Annotated in this window: 13 protein-coding genes and 1 riboswitch; of the genes, 1 reads left to right on the top strand and 12 read right to left on the bottom strand. The window is 42.6% G+C overall.

The genetic code is table 11. The features are described from left to right. Nucleotides 1–2: 2 nt before the first annotated feature. The 3 genes from FXF62_RS00075 to FXF62_RS00060 form a co-directional block, all read right to left on the bottom strand. Nucleotides 3–953: a diacylglycerol kinase family lipid kinase gene (locus FXF62_RS00075; protein WP_149517163.1), complete on the bottom strand. Its 951-nt coding sequence runs from the start codon at nucleotides 951–953 to the stop codon at nucleotides 3–5. An 8-nt stretch (nucleotides 954–961) separates the two neighbouring features. Next, complete coding sequence (gene ligA / locus FXF62_RS00070; RefSeq protein WP_149517162.1) at nucleotides 962–2,920, bottom strand: NAD-dependent DNA ligase LigA; 1,959 nt, start codon at nucleotides 2,918–2,920, stop codon at nucleotides 962–964. A gap of 263 nt (nucleotides 2,921–3,183) precedes the next feature. Next, nucleotides 3,184–3,699 (bottom strand): QueT transporter family protein, encoded by a 516-nt coding sequence (locus FXF62_RS00060; RefSeq protein WP_149517161.1) that lies wholly within the window; start codon nucleotides 3,697–3,699, stop codon nucleotides 3,184–3,186. Then, nucleotides 3,697–3,819: riboswitch (PreQ1 riboswitch) on the bottom strand. (Overlaps the previous gene by 3 nt.) Nucleotides 3,820–3,847: 28 nt before the next feature. Here FXF62_RS00060 and FXF62_RS00055 point away from each other — a divergent pair. Next, nucleotides 3,848–4,288 carry a GtrA family protein gene (locus FXF62_RS00055; protein ID WP_149517560.1) on the top strand — a complete coding sequence of 147 codons (441 nt, stop codon included), beginning with the start codon at nucleotides 3,848–3,850 and terminating at the stop codon, nucleotides 4,286–4,288. Between the two features lie 70 nt (nucleotides 4,289–4,358). Here the strand turns inward: FXF62_RS00055 and FXF62_RS00050 are convergent, their stop codons facing one another. The 9 genes from FXF62_RS00050 to FXF62_RS00010 all read right to left on the bottom strand — a co-directional run bounded on the left by FXF62_RS00050 (nucleotide 4,359) and on the right by FXF62_RS00010 (nucleotide 13,059). After that, nucleotides 4,359–5,066: a B3/B4 domain-containing protein gene (locus FXF62_RS00050; protein WP_149517160.1), complete on the bottom strand. Its 708-nt coding sequence runs from the start codon at nucleotides 5,064–5,066 to the stop codon at nucleotides 4,359–4,361. Nucleotides 5,067–5,074: 8 nt separating this feature from the next. After that, on the bottom strand, nucleotides 5,075–5,524 hold the full coding sequence (locus FXF62_RS00045) for a MarR family winged helix-turn-helix transcriptional regulator (RefSeq protein ID WP_149517159.1): 450 nt from the start codon (nucleotides 5,522–5,524) through the stop codon (nucleotides 5,075–5,077). Between the two features lie 189 nt (nucleotides 5,525–5,713). Continuing rightward, on the bottom strand, nucleotides 5,714–6,622 hold the full coding sequence (locus FXF62_RS00040) for a hypothetical protein (RefSeq protein ID WP_149517158.1): 909 nt from the start codon (nucleotides 6,620–6,622) through the stop codon (nucleotides 5,714–5,716). Nucleotides 6,623–6,675: 53 nt separating this feature from the next. Next, nucleotides 6,676–7,776, bottom strand: a complete 1,101-nt coding sequence (locus tag FXF62_RS00035; RefSeq protein ID WP_149517157.1) for a hypothetical protein — start codon at nucleotides 7,774–7,776, stop codon at nucleotides 6,676–6,678. 328 nt (nucleotides 7,777–8,104) lie between these two features. Next, the gene (locus FXF62_RS00030) at nucleotides 8,105–9,025 is read right to left on the bottom strand and encodes a YihY/virulence factor BrkB family protein (protein ID WP_149517156.1); all 921 of its coding nucleotides are present in this window, start codon (nucleotides 9,023–9,025) and stop codon (nucleotides 8,105–8,107) included. A gap of 47 nt (nucleotides 9,026–9,072) precedes the next feature. Then, nucleotides 9,073–9,930 (bottom strand): methionyl aminopeptidase, encoded by an 858-nt coding sequence (locus FXF62_RS00025; protein WP_149517155.1) that lies wholly within the window; start codon nucleotides 9,928–9,930, stop codon nucleotides 9,073–9,075. 14 nt (nucleotides 9,931–9,944) lie between these two features. Next, nucleotides 9,945–11,222 (bottom strand): CBS-HotDog domain-containing transcription factor SpxR, encoded by a 1,278-nt coding sequence (spxR, locus tag FXF62_RS00020; RefSeq protein WP_149517154.1) that lies wholly within the window; start codon nucleotides 11,220–11,222, stop codon nucleotides 9,945–9,947. Then, nucleotides 11,215–11,766, bottom strand: coding sequence for a GNAT family N-acetyltransferase (locus FXF62_RS00015; protein ID WP_149517153.1), 552 nt, complete (start codon nucleotides 11,764–11,766; stop codon nucleotides 11,215–11,217). Before FXF62_RS00015 ends, spxR begins: the two co-directional genes overlap by 8 nt. 33 nt (nucleotides 11,767–11,799) lie before the next feature. Next, nucleotides 11,800–13,059: a UDP-N-acetylglucosamine 1-carboxyvinyltransferase gene (locus FXF62_RS00010; protein WP_149517152.1), complete on the bottom strand. Its 1,260-nt coding sequence runs from the start codon at nucleotides 13,057–13,059 to the stop codon at nucleotides 11,800–11,802. Nucleotides 13,060–13,193: the final 134 nt, after the last annotated feature.

The raw sequence follows: 13,193 nt of genomic DNA, 5'->3' as shown, positions 1-13,193 counted from the left end.
AATTATTCTATGGAAAGAGCACTCTCATCAATTTCATCTATATTGGCAAAAAACTCCAGATGATTGTGCAAAACTTCCAATTCTACTGGTGTATCTCCTCCGTACTCACCATCCAGATTCAACATAAAGGGTGCTTTTTTATCTAGGACTTCTAGCTTCAATTGGCTGGTTTTCAGATATTCAACATTGGTATCTGTCACATGTTGGCCACCATTAATCGCCTGTATGATGAGACTAAGCATATCAAACAACTTAGCCGTTTTTACAAGAATCAAGGTGAAATTTCCATCATCCAGTTTGGTATCTGGCGCTAGTTTTTCAAAGCCTCCGATAGAATTGGTCAAGGCCACAAAGACAAGCGAAACCTTGCCTTCAAAAACGCCATGGTCATGCTCAATCCGTACCTTACGGGATTTAGAGCGCGGTAGCATTTTGGCTCCTTCGGCTACATAAGCAAGATAGCCTAGACGGGTCTTGACTTCACTAGGGACACTGTAAGTCAGCTCTGTCAGCGTGCCCGCCGCCGCAATGTTGATAAAGTATTTGCTACCATAAGCCCGACCAATATCCATCTGAATCGTCTGATTTTTCTCAATAATACGAGCTGCAGCTACCGGATCTCCCATCGGAATTTTCAAGGCACGCGCATAATCATTGGTCGTACCAGTTGGGATAAAAGCCAGCTTGGGGCGCACATCCAGACCCGCAACCCCATTCACTACTTCATTGATCGTACCATCTCCACCAGCTGCTATGACCAAATCAAAACCAGCCTTGGCTGCCCTTTCAGCTTCTCGCCGAGCAGAGAAAGGCTCTGGAGTCGTCTGGTAGGCACTGGTTTCATAGCCAACATCTTCCAAAACATCCAAAACTTCGGCAATATTTCTTTTGATAATTTCCTGCCCAGAAGTTGGGTTATAAATCAATCTTGCTTTTTTTATCTTATTTTCCATACTCAGCCTCACAAGCTATCTAGCCAGTCCTCGTCCCGAATCTCGATTCCAAGTTCTTGGGCTTTGGTCAATTTGCTGCCTGCATCGCTACCTGCTACCACCAAATCTGTCTTTTTAGACACACTTCCAGCGACATTTGCACCCAAGCTCAGCAATTTTTCTTTAGCTTGATTCCGTGTTAATTTTTGTAATTTTCCGGTCAATACGACTGTTTTGCCAGCGAGAGCGGCATCAGCTGCCACTTTCTCCCCTAGATAGTCTAGGTTGACGCCAGCTTCTTGCAATTCCCGCAAGAGAAGCTGACTGCCTTCCTGCTCAAAGTAAGAATGCAGACTCTGCGCGATAACCGCACCCAAGCTGTCAATAGAAGAAATTTCCTCTTGACTGGCCTGAGACAGCTTGATCATATCGTGGAATTTCTCCATCAAAATCCGACTAGCCTTGCTTCCCACGTGACGGATTCCCAAACCAAAGAGCAATTTCTCTGCTGAGTTTTCCTTGGAAGCTTGAATGGCAGTATACAATTTATTCGCTGATTTTTCCTTAAAGCCATCCAGGGTCAGCAAATCTTCTACAGAAAGTCGGTAAATTCCAGCCACATCCTTGACCAAGTCCTTATCAAAGACCTTTTCGACCACTGCTGGACCAAGGCCAGTAATATTCATGGCATCTCGGCTGGCAAAGTGGATCAATCCTTCCTTGATCTGAGCTGGACAAAGCGGGTTGATGCAGCGCAGAGCCACTTCGTCCTCGAAATGCACCAGCTCGCTCTCACAGCTCGGACAGTGACTTGGTATTTCCAAAGCCTCTTCTGAGACCCGCTTGGATTCTACCACGCGCAAGACAGCAGGAATAATATCTCCCGCCTTATAGACGATAACTGTGTCTTTCTGACGAATATCCTTCTCCGCAATATAATCCACATTGTGCAAGGTTGCTCGGCTAACAGTCGTCCCCGCCAGCTGAACCGGCGTCAAGTTCGCCGTTGGAGTCACAACTCCCGTCCGACCAACTGTCCAGTCAACAGACAGAAGCTGGGCTTCCTTTTCCTCAGCTGGAAACTTATAAGCAATGGCCCACTTGGGTGCCTTGACAGTAAAGCCAAGCTCCTCTTGCACCTCCAAATCATTGACCTTGATAACGATACCGTCGATCTCATAAGGCAGACTATCCCGCTCCTGAGCGATCTTTTCGATAAATTCCCAAACGCCATCAACCGAATCCGCTAGAAAATGAATCGGATTGACTGAGAATCCCAAAGCCGCTAGCTTGTTCAAAACTGCTTCCTGGCTGCCAGCCTGAGTCGGACTGGCTTCTTGATAGAGGAAGGTTGCTAGATTGCGCTTGGCCACAACTGCTGTGTCCAACTGCCGCAAGGTTCCTGCTGCCGCATTTCGAGGATTGGCAAATTCAGGTTCACCATTCTCCTGCCGCAACTGATTGACCGCATCAAAAGAAGCCTTGGGCATGTAGCACTCTCCGCGAACGGTAATGTCCAACGGCTCTTTCAAGGTCAGCGGAATATCCTTGACTCGCTTGAGGTTTTCCGTGATATTTTCACCGATAGAGCCATCCCCCCGAGTCGCTCCTGCCACCAAGATTCCCTTTTCATAGGTCAGGGAAATAGAGAGCCCGTCAATCTTGAGTTCGCAAATATAGGAAACCTGAGGAAATTCCTTGCGGATTCGCTGGTCAAAAGCCATTAACTCTTCACGTGAAAAAGCATCCTGCAAACTAAAGAGAGGATACTGGTGTGGATATTTTTCAAATCCTTCTAAAATCTTCCCACCCACCCGATGGGTCGGGCTATCAGGCAGGATATCAGTTGGGTAATTTTCTTCTAACTCCACTAACTCGCGATAGAGTCTATCATACTCGCTGTCCGATACACTTGGCCTGTCTGCCGTATAGTATTCATGGGCGTATCGATTAAGCAATTTGACTAATTCTGACATTCTTTCTTTCATACTTCTATTTTATCACAAATACACAAAATCTTCCTCTATTTGTTTCCAATTATTCCTAAAAAACAAAAGGAGAGAAAAGAGAGTGGGACAGAAATCGGTAATTCGTTAGAATTCGATTTCGTCGTCCCACCTCCGCACAGTTGAGTAGGGCTGTAAAAGCTGATGAAATCAGCGTAGTAGAGCCCACTCAACCACTGCGTCTTGCCCGACAATCCAAAGATAATTGAGAGGCTAGGACTTTTGTCCCAGCCTCTCTGTCTATTTTATCTTGTCAAATCAAGTTGTCTAGCAATAAGGTTAATAATCATAGCTCCAACTATCAAGGAAGCAAATTCTCCAATGGCTGTTGTAAACCAAGTCAGGAAGAATGGCAGACCTTGCAAGAGGTGTAACTCTGCAGCGATGGTCACCATCGAAATAGAGAAGAAAATGGAAAAATAGAAATGATCCAAGCGAAGCAAATCTTTAATCAGGTATTGATCCTTATAGCGACTGAAAAGGTAGACACCTAATGATAGGAAGACTAGAGTTGACCAACCACCGACAAAGACATCAATGATTCCAAAGCTATAGAGATTGGCAATCATACAGCCAATAGTCACTCCCAGAATGTATTTACGATTGTAAAAGGCCATAAAGTTCATCATTTCAGAAATTCTGAACTGGTAAGCACCATAGCTTATAGCATTTAAAGGGGGTGTAATCGTAAGGGCTACATAAATAGCAGCAACGATGGCAATGTGTGTCAAATCACGAACTGATAAGTTTTCTTGTTTCATGTTTTCTCCTTTAGCGCATGAGCGCGTGTAATATGCTTGGCGAAAGAAGTTAAGCGCCAAGGGTTGCCTCAGACGGAAAAGTTATCTCCTTCAAATCGACAACCTCACTAGTATAGCATAAATCCTAGAAATGTGATAGACTATGCTTATGAAAACTTTGATTAAAAAATTCTTTGACAATGAAGTCCTATCCTACCTCTTCTTTGGTGTGGCCACAACTGTCGTATCCGTCGTCAGTCGAATGCTCTGCTATGAATTAACGGAAAACGAACTACTGGCTACGATAATTGGTGATATTCTGGGAATTCTCTTTGCCTTTGTGACCAACGATACCATCGTTTTCAAGCAAAAGAGACAGGGCTGGCCAGTACGACTGGTCAAATTTTTCACAGCCCGCCTGGCTACTATGGCCTTAAATTTACTGCTAACCTTTATCTTTGTCACTAGCTTCCCGCAGATTATCGGGCAATTCGTCCACAACGATATTAAGATGGTCAACACCATTGAAACTTTGATTGCTCAAGTGCTAATTATCATTCTCAACTATGTCTTCAGCAAGATTTTTGTCTTTAAAAACAAGGCAAAATAAGAATAGAACAACCTATTTCCCCAAACAAAAACATCTGGACCAGATATTTCTGATCCAGATATTTTTATTTTTAGACCTCCAAGCTGGGATTTTCAGCTGTCAGGTGGGTAATATCACCCTTAACCCCAAAATGGTCCTCAATCAGAGTCTGAAGTTCTGTCATAGCTGCTTGAGCACGCGCCGCCTGCTCTCCATTGATGGCCTCGATAACCAAGATGGCGTCCTTGGTCCCTTCTGTCAGCATGGTTCGTTGTGCTTCTCGCCAGTTAAGACAACGGCAGACCGCTCCCTCTTCATCATAGTAGATGATTTCCTCCGGTAAAGCTGGTGCATCAGCCTCAGCTCCCAGTGGGAAAAATGCTTCGCCCCCCTTGGCTTTTCCTAGATAAAGACCGCCGACAATCTTGTCCAAATCCTCACCGCCACAAGGAACAGCATAAGAGAGGGAAACACTATTATAAATATCGACTAAAGGATTGATTGGGTTGAATTCCCGCCCCTGACTGACCCGCTTGAGTAGGGCTTCGATAGAGGATCGCGCTCCTTTTTTGGTCTTGAATTGGCTGAAAGCCTGCCGCCACTCCTGAATTACCTCATTCCGAGTGAAATTCTCATCTGGAATAAAGTCTGCAGCTCGCTTTGCGCCCTTGTCCAGCAGGGATTTGAAATAAGGATCCTTGCTTTCATCCACACTATTATCCAGTCCCTTGACCACTAAAACACTAATCTGAGCTTCTGGAAACAAAGCCCAAAATTCATTTTCAACTGTAATTTTCATGTTCTACCTCAATAATTTCTTTTCTGGCCTTTTTTGACCAGCTCCCAGTCCTTGGTAATATTCTCTCGGACGCGAACCAGTAACTTCTCTAACTCTTTCCGCTCAGTTTCTGAAAAACTTTCCAACGAAACCTGCTCCGAATATTCGTTTTCCGCTAGGATAAAAGGATAGAGTGTTGCCCCCTTCTCAGTGACGAACCATTCCTTGTTCTTGCGGTTATTGGCAGCTGGCCGATGTTCCAGTAAACCTTTACTTTCTAGCTTCTTGACCGATCGAGCCACCGTCGAGCGATCTACCTTGAGCAAATCAGACAGCTCCTCCTGAATAATCCCAGGATTCTCCGCAATCCGCACCAGATAGAGATACTGCCCCCGCGCCAAATCTATGTCACGAAACTCAATATTAGCGATGGAATCCAAAGCCCGAGCAATGATTCCAATCTCACGTAAAATTGACATATCTCCTCCTTCTGAAGATAGTATAACAGAATTTTATTGCAAATACAATAAAAACAACTCTTCAAAAATAGATTTGAAGAGTTGTTGAATATTTGCTTACTATTTTATTACATAGACAATCAGACCACCATTGAAAAAATCAGAAATAACTTTTGACAGTCTCTAAACCCTAGTGGATTCCTTCCAAATCTATTTTATGTGTTTCTCATACCATTCCTGATACTCTTGGTAACTGTTGAGCGGAGTCTCTTCCTTTGTTTTGGGATCTATCCCAACAACATCTAGCTTATCCTGACCGACCGGCGCAAACCAATGGCGCATATCTTGGAAAATAGCTTCTGGATCATAATAGGCTCCTTTTCTAACTACTATATTAGCGGCTCCCTCCATGCCCTTATAATATTCAGGATAATCCCTAATAAAGTTTATATTAGTGTCTTCTCTCACTTTTGAATCATTACTGTAGGCTAAATGGTAAGTGGGTATGAAGCCGTATTCAGTAGCTATCTTATCTAGATTGGTATAATCGAACGAAAAAGGGGTTCGTTTTGATTCTGCTTTATCTGTAGATAGAGCTGGCACTATCTGTTCGGAATCTACATCCAAAGCAACCTCCTTCTTACCTTCCTTATTCTCCTTATTCACTAAAGAAAGAACGATATAATCCTTTCCCCCATCAGTATAGCCTCTTCTTGCCTGAAAGTCTAACTTATAACTTTCATCATAGCTTTGAACCAGTTTGACTACATCAATCGTCTTTGGTGGATTCTCTAAATGATTGAGATCATACACATCGAATGATAACTCGACTGGTTGATTACTTTCTCTACCAACAAGTTTGGCAGTCTTCATGACATAATGGTTAGATAAAACATCTGGAGTCACTGAGTCTCTTGTTTTATAATAAACATAACGGTTCTGGGAACCAAAGGTTTCGATACGCTCCACCTCTGTTTTAACTACCAATACCTCATGGTCTTTCTGCCATTGGACATATATGGGCCAGGTATAGGAATACACACCATAGCCCACCAAAGAAACTAGAAGCAATCCCACAAACACCTTAGTTCGGAAGCTGAGAGTCTTTAGGTATTTCATTTGGTAAAAATCCTCCTTTATTTAAGTTTGAATAAATAGAGCGAATCGTCCTCTTATTCTCCTTTTTCAACCAATATTCGACGTTGTTTGTTCAGCTCGCGGTCTTTGGCAATATCGTAATACAAGTCAAATTCTTCTTTGGTATTGACTGAATGTTCTTGACCATCCTTACTGAGTTCGGCTGGAATCGTCAGCCCTTCGTAAAGATTCGTATCGGCTGGGACAAAAAGCTGATACAAATCGAGAAACTGTGGAACATCTCCATAAACCTCATGGTTATATATCTTAGAATCAATTAGGAGATAAAACTGTGAATCTTGCTTATTTAATAATTGATAAACTTTAGGATGAGCTTTCTCCAAAACACTTCCCTTCAATACATCCTGATGAAAAGAAAGTTGATTTTGATAAAACTTATCGAATACAGTAGTTGTTCCAAACATTACTGTCATTTCTTCCATTTTGTCCTTTAAAGGACCTAAATCTACTGAAGGGGTTTCAGGATACTTTTGTTTTTTTGCATCTTCCCAATCAATTTGCTTGGTTTCTAAATTCAACCATAATTGACTTTCCTGTGATAGTTTCCATCCTCGTTTGTATACTTGTATGGAAATATAGTCTTTCCCATCCTTTTCGATAATACCACCAGTTTTCTCAGGTATATAATCAGGGTTATAGTCCTCTACAAGTTTATAAATATCGAGCTGACTCCCTTCCAATTTTCGATCACCTATTCGGTAAATGGACATGGCATAATACACTTCAGGATCCTCTTTAGGTAATTTTTGTGTTCCTCTATAGGTAGAATTATGGAAATAATCACGAACAATATAGCGTTGATTGGAGGCCCCATGAACGCCTAAAAAATTCTCAGCCACCTCTGGATTGTATTTGGCAAACAACCGGTCTTCTTCTGGATTCAGCGACTTCCAATGAACGGCAACTCCCCTGCCATCCTCTAAAAACTCATAAGAATCAATTTCCCATTTTCCTGTATAGTAACCCATATTTTCATATTTTTCGCGTTCTTGCTTGGCCTGCTCTGATTTTTGCCGTTCTTGTTTATCCTGCTCTGATTGTTGATAACTATGATAGCCCCATAGAAGCAGAACACCCAGCAAGACAGATCCAACTATTGTTAGTACTTTTTTCATTTCTATCCCCCTATTTACCATATTTCTGTTCGAAATACTTTTGAAAGTCTGTTAATGAATTACTCCCCTTAACATGATTAAGACTATTAGTAAGTTTTTGAATTTGTTTTGGAATTATTATCAAACCGATTCAAAAGAAAAATGTCATTGTCCCATTATACCATAAAAGGGGAGTGTCTTCCGCTCCCCTTACTCCTCTGGTCATTCCAATTTGAAACTCATATCTGTCTTCTGCAACACCCCCTAAACAGCTAATAGAAAGGCTAGGCTATTATCAGATGGAGAATAGAAATGTATAAATTATACTTTAATTCTCCTCTTTCACCTATTATACATCTGTATCCTTATCTGCTTGTCCTTCGTCATCAAATCTCAGAATAAGCTCACCACTACGGCTTTCAAAGTGGGATACGAAGCGACTTTGGATGCTTGCATTGAGGACAGCACCGACGATTAGCACCTTGGCAATCAGGATAAACCAAAACATGATAATCACAACCACCACTGAGCCGACAAAACGCACATCTAAAAAGCGATCTAGATAAGCTTCAATATAAACAGTAAAAAGGTTCATGAGGCTATAAATGATAACAAGAACCAAGGTCGCACCCGGTAATACATAGCGGATTTTAGGAATTTTCACATTGGGTAAAGAAAAATAAAGCAGAATCAGCGAAAGAAAGAGCATCAGATAAATCGTAGGCTCTGTCATGGTCAGCAACTGCTGGTAGAGGCCACGGTCAAACTGCCAGAAATTATAAAGAATCCCAACCAGCATTCGACCGAATAGGGTCAAAACGAGCGACAAGCCTAGTAGGACTTGCAAACCTAGACTCATGATAAAAGCAAAGATCCGCTCCCAGATAAGACCCCGCCCTTGCTTCGTACCATAGCATTTATTAAAAGCCTTTTGCAGAAAAGTCATACTCTGGGAAAAAGTCCAAAGGGCAGATAGGATAGAAATACTCAGCAAACCTGTCGAAGGCTTGGTCAGCACATCTCGGACAACCTTGGCAATCGTCAGATACAATGACTCCGGCAGTAAGTCTTTCAGCACAACTAAAAGCTCATCTGGCCGAATCTGAAAATAGGGCAGAATATTTGCCGCAATCAATAACAAGGGAAAAATCGAAATCAGAAAATAGTAGGCCACAGCAATACTGGTAATATCTGCCTCCGATGCCTGATAAAAATGGAAAAAAGCTCTGAGAAATTCATTTTCTCTCATCTTCTTGATGAATCCTGTCACATCTCTCTCCTATTCAAAAAGACTGGGACAAGCCCAGCCCTCTATGCTTAATAAGTCCCTTCTTCTCCCTGGCTGGTTAGAATCACAGGACCATCTTTGGTAATGACAAATTGGTGCTCATATTGGCAAGAAAGACCGCCATCAAGGGTTTTATGCGCCCAACCTGTTTCAAAGTCCGTGTCAATTTCCCATGTACCTGTATTGATCATTGGCTCGACAGTCAGAACCATTCCCTCTCGCAGGCGCAAACCGCGTCCTGCACGGCCATAATGTGGTACCATTGGCTCTTCATGCATGGTTGGGCCAACCCCGTGACCAACTAAATCACGCACCACTCCGTAGCCATGACTTTCAGCGTATTCTTGAATCGCAGCACCAATGTCTCCAATGCGATTGCCAACTTGTGCGGCTGCAATTCCTCGGTAGAGACATTCCTTGGTCACATCCATGAGCTGCTGCGCTTCTGGACTAATCTGACCAACTGCATAAGCCCAGCAAGAATCTGCGACACCGCCACGGAAGTTTTCTGTGTATTGCTTCATCTGCTCAACATTATCAAAATCCAACTTAGAGACATTCAGCTCGGCCTTGTCTACTAAACCGACAACCATGTCTACACAGATGATATCACCTTCTACCAATTTTTGATGGCGAGGAAAGGCATGGGCCACCTCATTATTAAGAGAACAACAAGTCGCATAAGGATAATCCATAACGCTACCCTCTACGCCAATCTGAAGAGGCAAAGCATTGTCTTCTTTACAACGCTTGCGGACATATTCTTCAATGTCCCACATGTCAATACCTGGCTTGATCAATTCTCTCAGACCGATATGAACAGAAGCTAAGAAATCTCCGCTCTTGTCCATTAAATCAATTTCACGTTGTGATTTTATAGTAATCATTATTAACCTCTTTACTAAGTAATTTTTACAGTAATCGTTGCTTTGGCAACGATGAGCGAATCTAAGTAGATATCATAGTCAATCACTGCTGTCCGCCGCGTTTGATGAATAATACGTGGCCGAATCTGCAGGACATCATCAATCTGAACTGCCTGAAAGAAATGCATCATCATCTGATCGACGATTAAGCTCTGGCTATTCGTCGTCATCAACTGCTGCGTAATCCGAGTGATAATTTCCGTCAAGACGCCATTAGCCAAGACTCTATTTTGCTCCAGCATGAAAGGCTCGACAGTGAAAGAAAAAATATCCTCTTGGCGATGAAGCTTCTGGCCCACCTGCTCACTGAAGGTCGGTAGACTGGAAATCTGTGAGCGGCTCATTTTTTCCATAATATCCCGACGTGTAATCACTCCAAGGAGAGTCTGATTGCCACGCACTACCGGAATCATCTCAAAATCTTCTGCAATCATGCGCTGACTGATATTGGCAATATTTGCTGAAAGACCAGTCATGAAGATCTTGCGAGTCATAACCTTATCCAAGGTGGTCAAAGGAGATTTATCTCCCGCATCCCGCATGGTCACGACACCAACCAACATTTGATGTTGATTGATGACTGGAAAACGACTGGTGCGGTTACGACGAACCAAGTCCAGATAGTCACGAACGGTATCTGTGTCATGCAAGAAACCATATTCGTGACTAGCCCTATAAACCTGCTCTACTGTTAAAATATCTGTTTTAATCTGGATATTGGACAGGGCACGGTTAATCATGGTCGCCACGGTATAGGTATCGTGCTTGGTTCTTAGGACGGGTATTTCAATACGATTGGCCAGTTTTAAAACCTCTGGATCGACTTCAAAACCTCCCGTTACCAGCACGGCATTCTCATTTTCAAGAGCCAAAATCTGAATCTGCGTCCGATCCCCGACAATCAGAAGACCGCCTTCATTTAAGTAACGTAGGATATTTTGCTCGGTCATCGCTCCGATGGAGAACTTGTTAAATTCTTTTTCTAGTCCTTTTTCACCGGCAAGTACCTCTGAGCCAGTAATATCCGCAATTTCCTTGTAGGTCAGATGCTCTAAAACAACTTTTTTCGACTTGACTCGGATAGTCCCACTTCTGGGTCTGGTCTCGACAATTCCTCTATTTTCAGCTTCCTTGATCGCTCGGTAGGCAGTTCCGTCGCTGACACCCAAGTAATTTGAAATACTCCGAACGCTGACCCGCTTGCCAATTGGAAGATTTTCAAGATAAGCTAAAATTTCCTGGTGTTTACTCATTGAAATCTCCTTTTTCGTAGCGATATTCGGTATAATCTCGCATCCTTCTCGTGTAGCGATCGCTCCCCTTAAACTGACGGAAGAGCTTAAAACCAGCTTTCTGTGCAACTTTTTGACTAGCTAGATTCTCCTCATGCGTGATGATTGTTAGACGCTTAAAGTCGAATTTTATAAAGGAAAGAAAAACCAATTCACGGACAACTTCAGTCATCAAGCCTTGTCCCCAATAGTCCTTCCTCAAAAAATATCCTAGCTCCGCTTCTTTTTTTATCTCATCCATTTTCTCAAATTTAATGGAACCAATCATTTCATTCGTTTTCTTATCACAAATTGCCCAAATTCCCAAAGGATTTTTCATAAAATAATTGGCGATAACATATTCGCTTTCCTGCAAGCTACTTTCAGTCGGAAAAATAAACTCGGTATTATCCGGATTGGAAGCAATTTTATAAAGGGATTCTGCATCTCCAAAAAGAATCGGCCGTAAAAACGAATGCTCCGTTTCAATAAAAGAAAAAGTTGCTAACTGTGTCCACAAATTCATATGCTTCCTCTATAAAAAATAAGCGATGAACGCTTATTCTTCGATGAGCTGGATGTCAGCACCCAGACTTCTTAATTTTTCAATAATATTGGAATAACCGCGTAAAATAAATTCAATATTGGTAATCTCTGTTCGGCCTTGAGCCATCAGACCAGCAATCACCAAGGCTGCACCTGCACGCAGGTCCGTTGCTTTCACAGAAGCACCTTGCAGTTGATTTGGTCCTTCATAGACGATTTGATTGCTAGCGGTTGAGATTTTACCAGCCATTTTTGCCAATTCAGCGACATGATTGACCCGTTTCTCATAGATGGTGTCAACGATTTTTCCATGACCATGAGCGGTCAACAAGAGCGGAGTGATCGGTTGCTGCAAATCAGTGGCAAAACCAGGATAAGGCGAAGTCTTGATGTTAATAGCCTTTAAAGCCTTCTGCCCTTCTACAAAGATGCTATCCTCTGAAATGGTCATGCGCACACCCATTTCCTCTAGCTTAGCAATGAAACTTTCCAAATGTTCATAAAGGACATTATTGATCTGGACACCTTGTCCAATTGCTGCCGCTAAGGAAATATAGGTCCCAGCTTCAATCCGATCCGGAATAACCTGATGACGCGTGCCATGAAGGCTATCTACACCTTCAATCGTGATGATGTCAGTCCCAGCCCCACGAATATGAGCTCCCATATTATTAAGCAGCGTAGCTACATCGATGATTTCTGGCTCACGTGCCGCATTTTCAATCACCGTACGCCCCTCAGCCTTGACTGCTGCCAACATCGTATTAATCGTAGCACCGACACTAACGGTATCCATGTAAATACTAGCTCCAGCCAAACATTTACCACCTGTTGACAATTTCATGTAATTGCCTTCCATGGTCATGTGAGCTCCCATCGCTTCAAAAGCTTTGAGATGGAGATCAATCGGACGAGGACCAAGGTCACAGCCTCCAGGAAGACCAACTGTCGCTTCTCCAAAACGCCCTAGCAAACTTCCATAGAAATAGTAAGATGCTCGTAAACTATTGATTTTACCAGATGGCATCGGCATATTCTTGATGTTTCTAGGATCAACCTCCAAGCAATCGCCAGACTGCTTGACAGTCGCTCCCATGATTTCCATGATTTCGATAAGGCTATCAACATCCGAAATCGCCGGCACACCATCTAAAGTAACAACATTATCAGCTAAAATAATAGCTGGGATAAGGGCCACAACACTATTTTTAGCACCATTAATAGTCACCTCTCCTTTTAAAGGGCGACCACCATTAATTACAATTTTTTTCATGTTTTAAAATTTAGCTCTTTCACGGTATTACTCTTTATTATATCATAGTTTTATCCATTTTCCTAGACAAACATACTAAGATTAGTAGTGAAGAAATCTCCGACGGGAGAGAGTACTCACTACTTTTTCTTTAT

Origin of the sequence: Streptococcus cristatus (genome assembly GCF_008369405.1) — a bacterium.
GTDB lineage: Bacteria > Bacillota > Bacilli > Lactobacillales > Streptococcaceae > Streptococcus > Streptococcus cristatus_G.
The sequence above is the reverse complement of the archived record's forward strand: the minus strand, read 5'-3'. Positions and strand labels throughout refer to the sequence as shown.